The organism is Rothia sp. 11254D007BW (assembly GCF_053548195.1).
In genome coordinates, this window is record NZ_JBPWPK010000001.1 from 1,747,654 (window position 1) to 1,765,212 (window position 17,559).

Here is a 17,559-nt window from a genome sequence, read left to right on the forward strand (position 1 = left end):
ATTCTCGTGTTAGTGCTTTGCAGTGGGACGAGGAAGGGCAGTTCTGGGATGTAACGGTCGACTCATTGAGCGCGACGCGTTCAACCGCTGAACTTCGACCCTGAACCCATTGTTGACTTTGATTATCCCTGTGATCAGAGCACGTGAAGGCCGGTTTTCCACTTAAGGGCAAAAAAGTTATCCACAGATGGGGATAAAACTGGGGATATTCGAATTACACGGCTGGGAGTTTCGAAGATGTTCGAGGAAATAGTGCAGAGGATAGGGCAAGGAGGGGTGTAGCCTTTCGAAAATACACCGGTGTTGTTCGAAAATCACACCGGTGTCACTTATCCACGGGTGTGGATAACCCCTGTGGAAAATTGTCTCCACAGAGCCAAAACTGCCGCTTATAGGCTTTTTTCATTGGCTTCATCCACAGGGGCTAGTAGTTTTCCACCTTTTAAGTGGATATTGTTCACAGACTTATCCACAGGTGGGGATAAAAAACCCAAAACTTCTTCCCCGCCCTCTTACACCCCCTGTCACCGGCCTTAAAACGATAAGCGCGCGGGGGCGCGTCCGCACCCTCCTGGGGATAAAACCTGTGGATAAAAAGAATTCCGCCCCTGACACCAGGAGCGGAACTTGAGGAATACCTAGCCGCGAGAAGGCACGGGATCGGCCATCACCTATTCTTCGTCGAAGAGTTCAGCCTTGCGTACATTGATAATTTCGCTGGGCTTATCCCCTAATACTGACTCCCCAATCTTGGCCAGGGATTTCACCTGACGGGCGTTGAGCTGATCAAAAATAATACGTCGCACAGCTTCGACATGACCGGGGGCAGCTTCCTGCACCTTAGCCAGACCGCCAGGTAGTAGGTGGCAGATAGACACACGGCGGTCTTTCTCCCAGATACTGCGTTCTACAAAGTTATCTTTCTCCAGACGAGTGACCACACGCGAAAGACGAGGTAGCAGGGTGTTGGTCTGCTTAGCAAGGTCAGTCATGGTGAGCTTGTGCTGGGGGGATTCCGAGAGCATAGCCAGCACCATGTACTCCACAAAGCTCAGGCCCGAATCCTTCTGCAGCTGGCTTTCAAGCTGACCGGGCAGGTTAAACATGATAGAGGAGATAAAGAGCCAGCCTTCGCGCTCTTCTTCGTTCAGCCAGCGGGGGCTCTGGTTAGCAGCTACAGGGGTTTCTTCGCTCATGGTTCCTCTGGTCGGTACTGTAGGCAAAAGTGGGGTTGTCTATACCTAGTCTAAGTTTCATTCAAAACAGTTTCTGCTTCTGGTGCACCCGTGTTGATGCCTTTTGCGAAAAATATCGATTATTTAGGGCTAGTTTTTCCCTCCACTCTTCAGCAGGGCCCCCTCAAGCCAGCCCCTTGCTAGTATGACTCGCGCCCAAAACCTACACCCACTCCCCTAATTCCTCACCAGGCCTTCATTTGATAAGCTAGATTACTAAGGTGTGCCGGGAAGACTGGTCGGCCCGCCCAACTCACCACAGCCCCACCTGAAGGTAGGCTCCCGCGGCGCTACAGGCGTCCGCACCAATCCCCCCCCTTCAGAAGCGTGTGGTGAGTAGGCGGTTTATCGTTACTCATCGACCTCAAAGAGCGTTTATGTCATCAGAAAACACCGTCCTATCGCGCGGCTCCTACAAGGAATCCCAGCGCATTTCAGAAATCCTTTCGAAGGAATCCACCGGCGGCATCATCCTGCTGGTTGCCACCGTCCTCGCCCTCATCTTTGCTAACTCAGCGGCCGCCGAGCACTACTTCGGCCTGCGCGACAGCTACCTGGGCGCAGACTTCTGGGGCCTGCACCTTAAACTCTCCATCGGCCACTGGGCAGCGGACGGCCTGCTAGCAGTCTTCTTCTTCCTCGTCGGCCTGGAACTCAAAAAAGAATTCGTCGAGGGCGACCTGCGCAACCCCGGCAAGGCCCTGGTGCCCATCGTGGCAGCAGCAGGTGGCGTTGCCCTGCCCGCCATCATCTACGCACTGGTCAACCTCAACAGCAGCTCTGAGGCCCTCGGGGGCTGGGCTATTCCCGCCGCGACCGACATCGCCTTTGCCGTGGCCGTCCTCGCCGTCATTGGATCCCACCTGCCCTCTGCCCTGCGTACCTTCCTGCTCACCCTGGCCGTGGTCGATGACCTCATCGCTATCACCATCATCGCCCTCTTCTACACCTCAGACCTGAAGATCGGCTTCCTGGCCCTCTCCATCATTCCCATTGCCCTCTACGCCCTGGTTGCCCGCAAGGGCGAGAAGCTCTTCCACCTCTCCCCCGCCGCGTCCTGGTTCATCCTGCTGCCCATCGGTTTTGTGGTCTGGGTACTCTTCCTTAACTCCGGTATTCACGCCACCATCGCGGGCGTCATCCTGGCCTTCATGATTCCCGTGCGCAAGAACAAGCGCACCGAAGCTGCGGACGCCCACCACGGCCTAGCCGAGGTTATGGAGCACCGCGTGCGCCCCTTCTCCGCAGGTTTCTGCGTCCCCGTCTTCGCCTTCTTCTCAGCGGGCGTCGCTATCGGCGGCTTCCAGGGCTTCATTGACGCGGTCACCGAGCCTATTGCTTACGGCATCATTCTGGCCCTGATTTTCGGCAAGATGATTGGCATTACGGTCTCTACCTGGCTCATTACCCGCCTGCGCCGCGCCAACCTCGATCCCGATATCGCCTGGATTGATGTCATCGGCGTGGCCACCCTGGCCGGCATCGGATTCACTGTCTCCCTGCTGATTGCCGAGCTGTCCTTCGGCCTGGGCTCCGACTACAACGACGCCGCTAAGGTCGCGATTCTGACCGCCTCGGTCACCGCCGCCCTGCTCGGTGCCATCATCCTGTCGATCCGCAACAAGCACTACAAGCAGGTTGCGCTCAAGGAGACTGTGGACGAAAACCAGGACGGCATCCCCGACGTCTTCACAGACAACACGGACGCACCCCGCCCCGGCGCCTAGCGTCCGCTCCCCGCTACCTCAAGGGGACCTTATTTCCTCAAAGGGACCGCATAATTTGCGGTCCCTTTTGAGTTGTGCGGTCCCCTTGAGTGAGATAAGGGGCGGACGCCGGTGTGCAGTTCTGCATCTCAGATTCCGGCATTAGCTGGGCTAAAGGAGCATAATGGAACCTGAAGCAAGCGAAGACACACCCAACCTAAGGAGAGGCATGACTGAAGCGCCTCACAAGGACCCGCTCTTTTCCCGCGGATCGTACGCCGAGACCAGCCGCGTCTCAGAGATTATGCGCAAGGAATCGGTGGGTGGTTTTATTCTGCTCGCCGCCACCGTGCTCGCCGTTATTCTGGCTAACTCCCAAGCCGCACATTTCTACGAGAGTGTGCGCGATACCGAGCTGGGCTTGAACATTCCCGGCTTCAGCCACCTGATGATGAACGTGCACCTGTGGGCCGCTGACGGCCTGCTCACGGTCTTCTTCTTCCTCACCGGTCTAGAACTCAAAAAAGAGTTCGTGGTGGGAGACCTACGTGACCCGGGTAAAGCCGTCGTCCCCATCGCGGCCGCCTTCGGCGGTGCCATGACCCCGGCTATTATCTATTTCGCCATCAACCACGGCAATGAGACCGCTGTGCACGGCTGGGCTATTCCCGCCGCTACCGATATCGCTTTCGCGGTGGCCGTCCTGGCCGGTGTGGGCACCTTCCTGCCCGCGGCCCTGCGCACCTTCCTACTGACCCTGGCTGTGGTCGATGACCTGATTGCCATCGTCATTATCGCCCTCTTCTACACCAGTAACTTCCACGCCTGGTACCTGATTATCTCTATCATTCCTATCGGGCTATATTTCTGGCTGACTCACAAGCACGAAAAACTCTTCCACGACCACAAGTGGGCGGCCTGGGTCATCCTGCTACCCCTGGGGCTTATCACCTGGGCCCTCTTCCTAGAGTCAGGCATTCACGCCACCATCGCGGGCGTCATTCTGGGCTTCTGCGTCCCCGTCCGCATGACTGCCCAGGCTAAGCAGGCCGATGCTCACGCCTCCCTGGCCGAGACCCTGGAGCACCGCCTGCGTCCGCTCTCCACCGGCTTCTGCGTCCCCGTCTTCGCCTTTTTCTCCGCCGGTGTAGCCGTTGGTGGCTGGGACGGCCTTAAGACCGCCCTGGCAGATTCCGTTGCTATCGGTATTATGGTCGGTCTGGTGCTGGGTAAAACCGTTGGCATCACCGGCACCACCTGGCTCATTACCCGCTTCCGCGGGGTTAATCTCGACCCCGATATTAAGTGGATCGATGTCATTGGTCTGGCGGTCACCGGTGGCATCGGCTTCACCGTATCGATGCTGGTTGCCGAGCTCTCCTTCGAGGCAGGCTCCCTGCATACCGAGGACGCCAAGGTCGGCATCATGATTGGCTCCCTCATTGCCGCGATTCTGGGTGCCGCCATCCTGTCGATTCGTAACAAGCACTACAAGGAAGTCGCCCTGAAGGAAAGCCTGGACGAGAACCAGGACGGCATCCCCGACGTCTTCACCGACAATACGGACGCACCCCGCCCCGGCGCCTAGCGTCCGCCCCCCGCTACCTCAAGGGGGCCTTATTTCCTCAAAGGGACCGCATAATCTGCGGTCCCTTTTAGGTTGTGCGGTCCCCTTCTAGAGCGAAGTCTAAGAGCGAAACGGCAACATCACACCGTACCTGTTTTGCACAAACGCAAGCGAGCTGTGAGAATTACCCCTAGTGTTCACCGCCCCTAGCGCCGGTGATTCTCCGCCCTTGCTGCCCACCGTGCCGCAGCTAAGGCGCCCCACCACGTGCCACCGCGCCCACCTATACCCCGGGCCGGCCCGGCCTCTTACCGATTTGGAGTACACATGGATACTCTGCTCAATGCAGTGAACTGGATCAACGAATCCACCGCTGGAGCAACCGAGGTTATCACCGGCATCTCAGACACGCTCTGGGCCTACTTCCTCATGTACGCTCTGGTAGCCGTAGGTCTGGGCATCACCATCGCAACACGAGGCGTGCAGTTCCGCCTGATTGGCGAAATGTTCCGCACCCTCAAGGACCCGGCAGGTACCGAGTACAACGGCAAGAAGAGCATCTCAGCCTTCCGCGCCTTTACAGTTTCGGCAGCCTCCCGTGTGGGTGTGGGTAATATCGTCGGCGTTGCCATGGCTATCATCCTGGGTGGTCCCGGCGCTGTCTTCTGGATGTGGGTCATCGCCTCCATTGGTGCAGCATCCGCCTTTGCAGAATCCCTGCTGGGTCAGCTCTACAAGCGCAAGGGTGAGGACTCCTACATCGGCGGTCCTGCCTACTACATGGCCCGCGGCCTCAATGCCCGCTGGCTGGGTCTCATCTTCGTTGCCTTCATCGTCATCACCTACGCCTTCGTGTTCGTGGCTGTACAGACCAACTCCATCGTGGGTGCGGCAGCTGGCTCCTTCGGTGTTGATATCAGCGGTACCAACGGCATGGGATTCCGCGTCACCCTCGGTATTATCATCGCGGTCATTGCGGGCTTTATTATCTTCGGCGGCATCCGCACCATTTCCTCGGTCACCGAGATCCTGGTTCCCTTCATGGCAGTTCTCTACCTGATTCTGGGTCTGATCATTGTTGCAATGAACCTGGGTGAGGTTCCCGCTGTACTGGGGGCTATCTTCGCCGGTGCTTTCGGTTTGGAAGAGTTCGTGACCGGCACCCTCATCGGTGTGATTACCCAGGGCATGCGCCGCGGCCTACTCTCCAACGAGGCCGGTATGGGTACCGCCCCCAACGCTGGTGCGACCGCGTCCGTCTCCCACCCCGCCAAGCAGGGCTTCGTGCAGGCCCTGGGCGTCTACTTCGACACCATGCTGGTCTGCTCCGTCACCGCCTTCATCGTGCTGGTAGCCGGCGACATCCCCTACGGCGACAAGAACTCCGCAGGCACCCTCACCCAGATTGCGCTCTCAAGCCAGCTAGGCCCCTGGGCGGTTCACTTCCTGACCGTAGCTATCGCCCTCTTCGCCTTCTCCTCCATCATCGGTAACTACTACTACGGCGAGTCCAACATCCGCTTCGTCACCGAGAAGCACCTGCCCATGAACATCTTCCGCGTCATCGTGATCCTGTTCGTGTTCTTTGGCGCTATTGCCTCCATCGACCTGCTGTGGAACCTGGCTGACCTGCTCAACGGCGGCATGGTCATCGTCAACCTGGCAGCGGTCTGCCTGCTCATGCCCCAGGTCATGAAGGTACTCCGCAATTACGAGGCCCAGCGCAAGGCCGGTCTTGAGCCTATCTTCCAGGCGTCAGACCTGCCCGAGATTAAGAACCTTGACGCCTGGGACGGCACCGACGAGCTCACCCAGCGCGAATACTGGGAGAACTTCGACCGCGAGCAGGCTGAAAAGCGCGCCGCCCGCGGCAAGTAGGCTCAAGGCCCCAGGTAGTTAACCCGCAAGGACGCCGTCGCCCGCCACCCTGCCCCTTGGCAGGGAAGGTGAGCGGCGGCGTCCTGGTTTTAAACCCCTATACTGAAAGCTGTTCTTAACCGCCACCGGGGCAGGCTGCTTACGCCTGCTCCACCGCAGAGGATGATCTTTAGCGACAATGACCAACGACTTCCGCCACAAAGGCCTCGCCGCAGGGCGCCTGGGGCTAGCTTCTTCAACCGTCATCGGGGTTGCGTCAACCGCCCCCATGTACTCACTGGCTGCCTCTATCGGCTTCATCGTGATAGCCGTGGGCTATCAAGCCCCGATAGCCCTGATTTTGGGCTTTATCCCTATGCTCCTGACGGCGCTCTCCTATAAGGAGCTGAACGAGGCGGTGCCGGATTCAGGCACGGTCTTCACCTGGGGCGCTAAAGCTTTCGGGCCTAAGACCGGCTGGATTTCTGGCTGGGGCGTGATTGTTGCGGGTGTGATTGCTATGGCGAATCAGACCCAGATTGCGGCTATCTACTTCTGGCTGCTGGTGGGGCAGGACGACCTGGCCCACAACAAGCACGTCATTGTGGCGACCGGTGTTCTGGTGATTACCCTGACCACCTGGATTTCCTACCGCAATATTGAGGCCGGTTCGCTGACCCAGTGGCTGCTGGTGGGTATTCAGTACGTGGCGATTGTTTTGCTGGCTCTGGGTGTCTTCAATTCCCTGGCATCGGGTGCAGTGACGGGCTTTGAGTTTGAGTCCAGCTGGTTTAACCCCTTTGAGGCTAGCTTTGACGGAATGATTCAGGCTGTTCTCATCGCTATCTTCATTTACTGGGGCTGGGATACCTGCCTGGCTATCGCCGAGGAAACCAAGGATCCGCACCGCACCCCGGGGCGCGCGGCCGTCCTTTCTAGCTCAATTCTGGTGGTCACCTATGTGTTTGTGACCGTGGTGGCCCTGATGTACGCGGGCGCTGGGTCGGGCGGCATTGGCCTGGCTAACCCCGATAATTCGGACGACGTTTTCGCCCCCTTTAAGGACGCCGCCCTGGGCTCTTGGGGTTGGGTTATTATTCTGGCGGTGGCTGTTTCTGCCCTGGCGACCTGCCAGACCACGATTCTGCCCTCTTCCCGCGGTATTTTTGCCATGGCTGTTTACCGGTCAATTCCGGCTAAGTTCGGCGATGTGCACCCTAAGTTCAAGACTCCTAAGACCTCTACCGTTTATATGGGTGTGTGCTCGGCTCTTTTCTACGCGGGCATGACCTACATCAGCGAGAACATGCTGGCCGATACCATCGAGGCTGCCAGTGTGGCTGTGGCCCTGTACTACGCGGTGACATCCTTCGCCTGCATCAAGTACTACCGGGGCGATATTTTCACTAGCGCCCGCAACGTGGTGTTCCGCCTGGTTATTCCGGCAACCGGTGGTCTGATGATGACCGCTATTCTCGTCATTTCGCTCTACAACATGGCTGACCCTGAGTACGGCTACACCCAGATGCTAGGTACCAGCGGTGTATTCGTTACGGCAGTAGCCTCCTTTGTAATCGGCTTTGGGCTGATGGCCCTGTTGATGGGCCGCGACGAGTTCAAGCCCTTCTTCCGCGGCGATACCCTGAACATGGATACCCGGGTGAAAGTGCCTGAGTCTGCTGACCTTGACGAGGTGAAATAGGGCGCTTGTGCCACCATGCCCTCTCTATCACCGGTCAAGCGTGTGACAGGGAGGGCAACACGCCATGAAGGTCTAGAAATTTTTTACAGATAGATAAAATTTGCACTATTGAGGGGTGGTTTTGTTTCACCTTGCCAAACCCAAAACAGGGGGCAAGGCCCCTCACCTGCCTGGTTTTTATCCCCTTTTATGCCCACAGAATCTCAGGTTTTGCTGAGGTTCAGGTGTCATACTTGGTGTAGTAGGTCTGGAAGAGTTTGGGCTGACAGACCTGCGATTCAGAGTATGAGTGTGTTTCAAATTTATCGTCTCTGATAGCTGCCCGCAGGGGTGTGGGCAGTAAACCGAAGTGGAGGCGGGCCCCCTGGGAAGGGCTCGTCTCCATTTCTCTTTATCCTCTTTCTTTGACTCGAAGTACAGTAGATACGAAACACCCGCCCCGGCAAGGAGAGTCAGTGGCTATTGACCCGCAGCATACCCAGATTAAAGAGACCGCTTTTGCGCTAGCCCGCAAGTTTGGCTGGGCCCTGGAATACAACGGCGGCCTGGAGCTAGACGGCGAGTTCCTTGATGATGCCGACCTGTCGGTAGAGCGCACCGAGGACGGCGTGCAGGTGGAGTATGTGCTCAATATCAGTTATGCCGATTCGACCGCCTACGGGTACACCCTCACGCGCGAGGCGGCGAGCGCCCCGGCGTCCGCTTTTGGAGTGGGCGCTTTTGGTCAGGACGCAGGCGGTGCGGCACCCACACCCAGCAGCTTTGGTGCGGGGGCGAGTTTTGGCCTAGGGTCTTTCGCCACGGATGGCTTGCCGGGTGAGAATGCGGTCACCTTGGCTGAGAAGTATTACATCACCACTTTGGCTGAGCTGATTGAGGCGGTGGAGGAGAAGCTGACCGCTCTGGCTCTCTAGAAAAGGTTTTCATCCCGTGTGTGCCTTCTAGGCATCGCACCGCCCAAAAGGTAAGGTTACTTAAAATTCCTTTGATTCCAGGAAGGTTGCCATGGCTGACTTTACCTACACCGCCGCTTACCCCTACGACGAAGACACCGTGCGCACCTGGTTTATGCGCCCGGGTGCCCTGACTCGGGCAACCCCTCACTGGGCTGGTTCCGTCACCGAAGAGGGCAAACCGAACGAGCCGGGAAGTACTGCTCGTACCAGGGTGGCTCTGCCGCTGACCTCGGGCCTGCTGACCCTCCCCTGGGCAGCCCGCCATACCCGGGCGTCCGCGGATTCCTTTACCGATGAGCTGGCCCGCGGCCCCCTTTCGGTCTGGGAGCACACCCATGATTTCCTGCCCACCCCGGGCGATACGGTGGTGCGTGACAGCATTACTTTTAGGGTGCTCCCCACAGCCCCTACCCCCGTAGAAAAGGTAGGGGCTGGCGCCGAGAGACTGGCTCAGGTGGCTGCTCAGAAACAGCTTGAGAAGGTTTTTGCTGCCCGCGAGCGCCGTATCCGCGCTGATCTTGATTTCCAGCAGCGCTATGAAAGTGACCCTTTGACGGTAGTGGTTGCGGGCGCATCGGGCATGGTCGGCCGTCAGGTGGTTGCCCTGCTGACCGGTGGTGGGCATACGGTGCGCACGCTGGTACGTCGCGCTCCCGAGGCGGAGCACGAGTTCCGCTGGGACCCTTCTGCCGGTGAGATTGATACTGCCGCTTTTGAGGGTGCGGACGCCGTCATCCACCTGGGCGGGGCCAGCATCAACCAGCGGTTTACCGAGGAGAATAAGCAGAAGATTCTTGATTCCCGTGTTGAGTCCACAACCCTGCTGGCAACAACTCTGGCTGAGCTTGTGCAGCAGAGGGGTGCGGACGCTGCCCCGCAGGTTTTCGTCTGCGCTTCGGCGGTGGGGATTTACGGTACTGACCGGGGTGATGAGGCGCTCACTGAAGAAGATAGCGCCGGGCGTGGCTTCTTGGCGGAGGTGTGCCAGGCATGGGAGGCTGCCTGTGAGCCTGCCCGCGAGGCTGGACTTCGAGTAGTGAACGTGCGTACCGGCCTGGTGCAGTCTGCCCTGGGTGGCATGTTGCGCCTGCAGCTTCCGGCCTTCTTGAGCGGGACCGGTGGCTGGGTTGGTTCAGGTGAACAGGTGCAGAGCTGGATCAGCCTGGACGACATTGCCGGTATCTATGTGCACGCGGTGCTGACCGAGAAGCTGGAGGGGCCGGTGAACGCGGTGGCTCCCACGCCGGTAACGGCGAAGGCCCTGGCCAAGACAGTAGGAAAGGTGCTACGCCGCCCCGTCCTGCTACCTATCCCTGCTGCCGTACCTGCCCTGGCCCTGGGGCAGGAGGGGGTTAAGGAATTAGCGCTAGCAAGCCAGCGTGCCAGCGCGGATAAGCTGCTGGCCAGTGGTTACGTTTTCTTTGAGCCAGAACTTGAGCAGGCCCTGGCCCATGAGCTCGTCCGCTAGTTTTCTAATTCACTGAAATGTCATCTAAAACAGCGACGGGAGGGCAGGAAGCGGGCTATTCTGTTGAATGACACACATCATTCACCGAGCGAAAGATTAGCATGTCTTCTTCTCTCTCCCGCCGTCTTGCTGGCCTGGCTGCAAGTGGCGCAACCGTTGTTGCCCTGGTTGTTGCCCCCGTTCCGGGCGCTGGTGCAGCCGATACCACTACTCTGACCCTGCTGAACATTAACGACTTCCACGGTCGTATTTCCACCAGCATCGCTATGGGCCTGGCTAACACCATCCAGACCGAGCGTGCAGCTGCCGCCGATGGCTCCCTGCTGCTCTCTGCTGGCGATAACGTAGGTGCCTCCCTCTACGTTTCCAGCGTGCAGAAGGACCAGCCCACTCTGGACTACCTGAACGCCCTGGGCCTTTCTGCCAGCGCTGTGGGTAACCATGAGTTCGATGCCGGCATGGATGACCTGGTTAACCGCATCATCCCCGCGTCCTCTTTCACCTACCTGGGCGCCAACGTCCTGAAGGCTGACGGCACCCCCGCCCTGGAACCCTACTACACCACCGAGGTTAACGGCACTACCGTGGCCGTCATTGGTGCTGTCACCACCGAGACCCCGCAGCTGACCGACCCGTCAGCGCTGGCGTCCGTGCAGTTCAGCGACCCCATTGAGGCCGTGAACAAGTACGCCGCGCAGCTCTCCGACGGCGATGCGAGCAACGGCGAGGCCGACGTCATCATCGCTGAGTACCACGAGGGCGTAGACACCTCAGCCCCCGAGTCAGACGCGATCATCAACCAGACCAGCGCCGCCGTGGACGCTATTTTCACCGGCCACACCCACGCCGAATACGTCATTGATGGCGCAGTTCCCGGCCAGGCAGGCAAGACCCGCCCCGTTATTCAGACCGGCAACTACGGCGATAACCTGGGCAAGGTTGTGCTGACCCTGGATGCCGAGAAGAACGTCACCGCCTACTCCTCTGAGCTGGTCAAGCGCATGAGCGCCCCCACCGCCGAGCAGATTGCAGCTGACCCCGTCCTGGCTAACGTGAACACCATCGTCACAGAGGCTAACGCCTACGCCACCGAGCAGGGCTCTGTGGTAGCTGGCCAGGTCAGCGCTCCCATCACCACCGGTTTTGACTCCGCCAAGGACACCCAGGGTGGCTTTGACATGCGCAACTACGAGTCCACCATGGGTCACCTGGTAGCGGATATGTACCTGGCTGCCGCTAACTCCACCGGCCGCACCCCCGCCGATATCGGCATCGTCAACCCCGGCGGTCTGCGCGATGAGCTGCCCGGCGGCCTGCGCACCTCACTGGGTCTGGCCGTGAACAAGAACGTGCGCGTCATGGACATCGTCAATGTGACCCCCTTCGCCAACAACCTCTGGACCACCGAGCTCACCGGCGCCCAGCTCAAGACCGTGCTCGAAGAGCAGTGGCAGCAGAACTCGGCAGGCGAGATGGCAACCCGCCCCTACCTGCAGCTGGGCTTCTCTTCAAACGTCACCTACACCTACACCGGCTCCCCCGACGCTGAGGGCTACGCAAGCCGCGGCTCCAACGTGCTCGATGTGTACGTCAACGGCACAAAGGTTGAGGACGCAGACACCTACACCGTCGCTATCCCCAGCTTCCTGCTGGGTGGCGGCGACAACTTCGGCACCCTCTCCCAGGGCGCTAACGCCAAGGACACCGCCCTGGTAGATTCGGACGCTTTCGTTGAATACTTCAAGAACGCTGGCACCGTTGACCCCAACTTCGCTAAGCAGGCTGTGCGCGTTGCTGATCTGGCTGAGAGCTACGACGTCAACGGCACCCTGGCCTTCTCCCTGTCTGACCTGAACGTCCGTAGCTACGGCGTACCCGCCCTGACCGAGCTGAAGGTGACCGTGGGTGGCATTGAGGTTGGCACCGTTGCTGTCGCTGAGGACGGCACCGCGGCAGTTTCCCTTGACCTGGCAGGTAAGGGCATCACCAACGGCACCCACGAGGTTGTTCTGACTGATGCGACCGGCGTTGCTGGCACCACCGTCCGCCTCTCTGCGAACTTCACCGGTGAGATTGCTGAACCCACCCCCGCACCCTCCGAGGAGCCCACTGCGGTACCTTCTGAGGACCCGACTGTAGCTCCCTCCGAGCAGCCCACCGCCGCTCCCTCTGCTGAGCCGACCGCTGAGCCCACCGTGGCTCCCAGCTCCGACAGCAGCGACATCAGCAATGCCGGCTCTTCACGCCAGGAGTCAAGTAGCTCTTCCTCTTCGACCGGCAGCTCACTCGCTAACACCGGTTTCACCGCTTCTATGATTGCCGGTGCAGGTGCCCTAGCCCTGCTTGCCGGTGGTGCTGCCCTGGTAGCTAACCGCCGCCGCAAGGCCTAAGAGTTGGCTTTCATAGGCTAGATACCGCGATTGCGCTAAAAATCTAGTCTGCCCTCACGAAGGGACCAGATTACTCTGAATTGTATGTGTTGAGTACAAGGACTATCGGAGGAATCTGGTCCCTTCTCTTTCTTCTGCCCACTACCATGGACACTATGCCCCTCGATTACTTTTCCACCCTCGCTCTATCGCCTACACGCACACTTGCCGCGGGCGTCCTCACCGCCGAGCAGACAGGAACCCAGCTCAGCCTCTTCGGCTGGTTCTTCTACCCCCTGCTCTTTCTCGCGATGGGTCTGGCCATCTTCTGCGTGCTCACCGTGCACCGCCAGCCCCACCTGAGTGAGACGCAGAAGCTCAAGTGGCTGCTCTTCACCCTCTTTATCCCCATCGTGGGCCCCCTCGCCTACTGGCTGCGCATGCGCGCTGACCGGCGTGAGCGCACCGACGGCACAACCGCTCACTCTGAGAGCGAACCGGGCGGGCTGTAGGTAGCGCAGCCTGCAGGCAGGCGTAGAGTGAGAGGTGACAAGAACACTTCGCCCAAGGAGACCCCCATGCCTATCACCGTCAAGGCCCTGCAAAAATTTGGCCCCGACCAGCCCTTCAAAGTCACCGAAATCGAGCGTCGCGACCCCCGCGAGGACGATGTCGTCATCAAGATTGAGGCAGCCGGTATCTGCCACTCCGACATTCACACCATCCACAACGAGTGGGGCGAAGCCCACTTCCCCCTGGCCGTAGGCCACGAGATCGCGGGCACTGTTGAGGCTGTTGGGTCTGCCGTCACCAAGTTCAATGTGGGCGACCGCGTGGGCGTTGGCTGCCTGGTCAACTCCTGCGGCGAGTGCGAGCAGTGCGCCGCTGGCTTCGAGAATAACTGCCTGAACGGCTCTGTGGGCACCTACAATTCCAAGGACGTGGACGGCACCATCACCCAGGGCGGCTACGCCCAGAAGGTCACCGTCAATGAGCGCTTCGTTCTGCGCATTCCCGACGCCCTGGATTTCGACGTGGCAGCGCCCCTGCTCTGCGCCGGCATCACCACTTACTCGCCCCTGGCCCGCTGGGGCGTTAAGCCCGGCATGAAGGTAGCCGTGATGGGCCTGGGCGGCCTGGGGCACATGGGCGTGCAGATTGCTGCCGCTATGGGCGCTGAGGTCACCGTGCTCTCCCGCAGCCTGAAGAAGGCGGACGCCGCCGCCAAGCTGGGTGCCGCCCGCACCCTAGCTACCACCGACGAGGGTTTCTTCACCGAACACCGCGGTGAGTTCGACCTGATCCTCAACACCATCTCTGCCCCCATCGACCTGGATTCTTACCTGGGCCTGCTTAAGCCCCGCGGCATCCTCTCGGTGGTGGGCCTACCCCCGGAGGCCCTGGAGATTCACATGAACCGCCTAATTGGGGGCGGCAAGGTACTCACCGGCAACAACATCGGCGGTATTCCCGAAACCCAGGAAATGCTGGACTTCTGCGCCGAGCACGGCATCGGCGCTGTGATTGAGAAAATCGGCGTGGACGAGGTCGATGCCGCCTACGAGCGCGTTGTCGCCGGCGACGTCCAGTTCCGCGTGGTGATCGATACCGCAACTTTCGACAGCGCTGAGGTCAGCGCCTAGCCGACCGCCGGCGTCCTCATCTTGAGGTAACTAGGGCCCCGCCCACCAAAGTGTGCGCGGGGTCTTAGCGCGCCCGGGGCCGCCGGGCAGTATTCTTAGGAACAACACAAACCTATTTGTTCCCCGAGGAGATTTCTATGGCCGGTGGTTTAGCGGCTCTCTTAGATGACGTAGCGGCTCTCGCCAAGCTGGCAGCCGCCAGCGTGGACGACGTAGCAGCGGCAGCTGGCCGTGCCAGCGTGAAGGCAGCCGGTGTGGTGGTGGACGACGCCGCCGTCACCCCGCAGTACGTACGCAATATCGAACCCAAGCGCGAGCTGCCCATCATCAAGAAAATTGCGATGGGCTCCCTGCGCAACAAGCTGGTCTTCATTCTTCCTGCAGCCCTGCTGCTGAGCCAGTACCTGCCCTGGATGCTCACCCCCCTGCTCATGCTGGGCGGCACCTACCTCTGCTTCGAGGGCGCCGAAAAGGTCATCGAGATGTTCTCGAAGAAGGAGCACGCCGAAGAAGAAACCCCCGCGGTGGTGCAGGGTGAGGACGCCGAGAAGAAAATTATCTCGGGGGCTGTGCGCACCGACTTCATTTTGAGCGCCGAAATCATGGTGATTGCCCTGAACGAGGTTGCTTCTGAGGGCTTCTGGGCCCGCGCCGCTATTCTGGCTGTGGTCGGTATCGGCATTACCCTGCTGGTGTACGGTGCTGTGGGCCTGCTGGTCAAGATGGACGACATCGGCCTAGCCATGGCTCAGCGTGAATCTGCCGGGGCGCAGAAGTTTGGCATGGGCCTGGTGAAGGCTATGCCCGTGGTCATGAACGTTATTTCTGTCGTGGGTACGTTCGCCATGCTCTGGGTCGGTGGCCACATTATTCTGCTGGGTCTTTACGATATGCACTGGTGGGAGGCTCCCTACCAGTTCGTGCACCACCTTGAGGAGTACGGCCACCACCTGCCCGCCCTGGGCGGAGTAGCAGCCTGGCTGATCAACACCTTCTGCTCTATGGTGATTGGCCTGATCTGGGGCAGCATTATTGCCGCTGTGGTCCACTTCCTGCCCGGCAAGAAGCACCACTAGGCTTTGTAACTTCTCGTGGAGGGGTTCTGCAGGCTCACGCTCTCCCCTATGAACCCCTCCCCCTAGTTTGTACCGTGCCCTGCCCGTTTTTAGTATCAAAAACGGGCAGGGCACGGTACATTGTGGAGAAAAGGACGCCTGTGCCCGACTGCTGGGCAAACGAGTATCACGGGGCCATTTTCGGGCACGAAAAAACCCGCTCCCCCTAGCTCTCACTAGGAAAAACGGGTTTTTCTTCACCGTGCGCAAGGGGGGACTTGAACCCCCACGATCTTGCGATCACTGGCACCTGAAGCCAGCGCGTCTGCCAATTCCGCCACTTGCGCATTATTCATTTTTTATCGTTGCTGAATGAGCAACGAAGATAACTATACACACACCTCCAAGAAGATGTCCAACCGCTCTTAAGTGTCCTCAACCACACACAAGCCTATAAGGCACCTAAAACTGGCGCGCGGGCGTCCGCGCACCACCCTAGAACCCGTGAGATAGCAGGGCTTTACCAGGTTTTCCCGGGGAGTTTTTACGGTTATCCACTAGACTAGAAGCTTAGGCTGTGCGCACACCCTGCGCAGCGAATCAGCTCGAGCACCCGCAGAACACGGCGCGGTGCGCCCGTAGTTTTGTGTTGAAGGAGGCAAGCATGGGGTTCATCGACAGACTTGAACAGGGCCTAGAAAAGGCCGTGCGTGGCACCTTCAGCAAGGGCGGCACTTTTGAGCCCGTAGATATCGCCAACCGGCTCCGCACCGAAATGGACAACAAGGCCTTCTCCGTCTCGTCCGGGCGTACCATCGCCCCCAATAACTTCACCGCCGAATTTTCTGCCAGTGACTTTTCCCGGGCCCAGCAGTGGGGTGTGCCACTGGCTGAAGAGCTCTGCGACGTGGTCATCCGCCACGCCCGCGACCAGGGTTACTCCCTGCGCGGGGCGGTGCGCGTGACCTTCTCGCTCAATAACGAGCTTGAACCGGGCAGCTTCGACGTCACCAGCGCGGTAAGGAAGATGCAGGCTCCGCAGGACGAGGCCGCCCCGGCCCCTGCCCCTCAGGCAGCACCCGCCCGCCCGGCGTCCGCACCCCAGTCAGTTCCCACGCGCATTACCCGCCCGGCAGCGCCACCGCGCACCGAGCCGGTGCCCGCCCACCAGCTACCGCAGTCTCGCCGCCCCGCCCCCACCCCCCAGGTGGTGCTCGACATCAACGGCGAGCGCGTAGTCGTGCGCGATCTGCCGGTTACTCTGGGGCGCGGGTCGAATGCAGATATCACCGTTGAAGATACGGGTGTCTCCCGCCGCCACCTCGATATTGTGGAGCAGGATGGTACCTACCTTGCGGTTGATCTGGGGTCCACGAACGGTTCTTACCTCGACGGTAAGCGCTTGCACGGCCGCGCTGAGCTGCGCAACGGCTCTGTGATTGAGATGGGCCGGGCCCGTATTGTTTTCCGTCTGATGGTTCGTAAGGGGTAGCTTGTGGCATCTGAAATTACCGTGACGGTTTTACGTTTCGCCTTCTTGGGCCTGCTGTGGCTGTTTATTTTTATGGTTCTGGCCGCGTCGCGCCGCGATCTGGGTGTGGGGCGTAATATCCGCACTGCGCGGGCTCAGTTTGATGAGGCGGCTGTTGATGCGCCGGTTGCTCCGGCAACTCCTGCCCACCCGGCACCGGCGGCTGCCCCGCCGGCCCGTCCGTCCCTGCTGACGATTGTTGAGGGTGCCCAGGCCGGGGCTACCATGCGCCTGGGCGATAGCCCGGTGACCATTGGTCGTGCCACCGATATTGAGGTCTCTCTTCAGGACGACTACGCTTCGGGTCGCCACGCCCGCCTCTTCCCGCAGGGGTCGCGCTGGTTCCTTGAAGACATGGGCTCAACCAACGGAACTTTTGTGGGCGATACCCGTCTGACCCGTGCTACTCCGCTTGAGGCTGGTCAGCTCTTCCGGGTAGGACGTACCACCATGCAGCTGAAAGCCTAGTG

The 17,559-nt window shown here is 59.7% G+C and carries 13 protein-coding genes and 1 tRNA gene; 12 read left to right on the forward strand and 2 right to left on the reverse strand.

Translation table 11 applies throughout. The features are described from left to right. Positions 1-671: 671 nt before the first annotated feature. Positions 672-1,196 carry a MarR family winged helix-turn-helix transcriptional regulator gene (locus ACEE43_RS07795; RefSeq protein WP_449107691.1) on the reverse strand — a complete coding sequence of 175 codons (525 nt, stop codon included), beginning with the start codon at positions 1,194-1,196 and terminating at the stop codon, positions 672-674. A gap of 416 nt (positions 1,197-1,612) precedes the next feature. Between ACEE43_RS07795 and nhaA (ACEE43_RS07800) the strand changes: the two genes are divergently transcribed. From nhaA (ACEE43_RS07800) to ACEE43_RS07845, 10 genes are all read left to right on the forward strand, one after another. Beyond that, positions 1,613-2,962, forward strand: a complete 1,350-nt coding sequence (gene nhaA / locus ACEE43_RS07800) for a Na+/H+ antiporter NhaA (protein WP_449107692.1) — start codon at positions 1,613-1,615, stop codon at positions 2,960-2,962. A 208-nt stretch (positions 2,963-3,170) separates the two neighbouring features. Then, the gene (nhaA, locus tag ACEE43_RS07805; protein ID WP_449107693.1) at positions 3,171-4,529 is read left to right on the forward strand and encodes a Na+/H+ antiporter NhaA; all 1,359 of its coding nucleotides are present in this window, start codon (positions 3,171-3,173) and stop codon (positions 4,527-4,529) included. Positions 4,530-4,835: 306 nt separating this feature from the next. Continuing rightward, positions 4,836-6,386: an alanine/glycine:cation symporter family protein gene (locus ACEE43_RS07810; RefSeq protein ID WP_449107694.1), complete on the forward strand. Its 1,551-nt coding sequence runs from the start codon at positions 4,836-4,838 to the stop codon at positions 6,384-6,386. A 178-nt stretch (positions 6,387-6,564) separates the two neighbouring features. Beyond that, positions 6,565-8,067: an APC family permease gene (locus ACEE43_RS07815; RefSeq protein WP_449107695.1), complete on the forward strand. Its 1,503-nt coding sequence runs from the start codon at positions 6,565-6,567 to the stop codon at positions 8,065-8,067. A 455-nt stretch (positions 8,068-8,522) separates the two neighbouring features. Then, positions 8,523-8,981 carry a hypothetical protein gene (locus ACEE43_RS07820; RefSeq protein ID WP_449107696.1) on the forward strand — a complete coding sequence of 153 codons (459 nt, stop codon included), beginning with the start codon at positions 8,523-8,525 and terminating at the stop codon, positions 8,979-8,981. Positions 8,982-9,072: 91 nt separating this feature from the next. Further along, positions 9,073-10,491, forward strand: a complete 1,419-nt coding sequence (locus ACEE43_RS07825; protein ID WP_449107697.1) for a TIGR01777 family oxidoreductase — start codon at positions 9,073-9,075, stop codon at positions 10,489-10,491. A 101-nt stretch (positions 10,492-10,592) separates the two neighbouring features. After that, positions 10,593-12,881, forward strand: coding sequence for a 5'-nucleotidase C-terminal domain-containing protein (locus ACEE43_RS07830; RefSeq protein WP_449107698.1), 2,289 nt, complete (start codon positions 10,593-10,595; stop codon positions 12,879-12,881). 155 nt (positions 12,882-13,036) lie between these two features. Beyond that, positions 13,037-13,372, forward strand: coding sequence for a PLD nuclease N-terminal domain-containing protein (locus ACEE43_RS07835; RefSeq protein WP_431463522.1), 336 nt, complete (start codon positions 13,037-13,039; stop codon positions 13,370-13,372). A 66-nt stretch (positions 13,373-13,438) separates the two neighbouring features. Continuing rightward, on the forward strand, positions 13,439-14,503 hold the full coding sequence (locus ACEE43_RS07840) for an NAD(P)-dependent alcohol dehydrogenase (RefSeq protein ID WP_449107699.1): 1,065 nt from the start codon (positions 13,439-13,441) through the stop codon (positions 14,501-14,503). 137 nt (positions 14,504-14,640) lie between these two features. After that, positions 14,641-15,579: a DUF808 domain-containing protein gene (locus tag ACEE43_RS07845; protein ID WP_449107700.1), complete on the forward strand. Its 939-nt coding sequence runs from the start codon at positions 14,641-14,643 to the stop codon at positions 15,577-15,579. Between the two features lie 242 nt (positions 15,580-15,821). Here the strand turns inward: ACEE43_RS07845 and ACEE43_RS07850 are convergent. After that, positions 15,822-15,905: transfer RNA gene (locus tag ACEE43_RS07850), tRNA-Leu, on the reverse strand. 317 nt (positions 15,906-16,222) lie between these two features. On the opposite strand from ACEE43_RS07850, the gene ACEE43_RS07855 reads away from it, so the two are divergent. Together ACEE43_RS07855 and ACEE43_RS07860 are read left to right on the forward strand one after the other, a co-directional pair. Then, on the forward strand, positions 16,223-17,050 hold the full coding sequence (locus tag ACEE43_RS07855; RefSeq protein WP_449107701.1) for an FhaA domain-containing protein: 828 nt from the start codon (positions 16,223-16,225) through the stop codon (positions 17,048-17,050). A 3-nt stretch (positions 17,051-17,053) separates the two neighbouring features. Beyond that, positions 17,054-17,557 (forward strand): FHA domain-containing protein FhaB/FipA, encoded by a 504-nt coding sequence (locus ACEE43_RS07860; RefSeq protein ID WP_449107702.1) that lies wholly within the window; start codon positions 17,054-17,056, stop codon positions 17,555-17,557. Positions 17,558-17,559 lie beyond the last annotated feature (2 nt).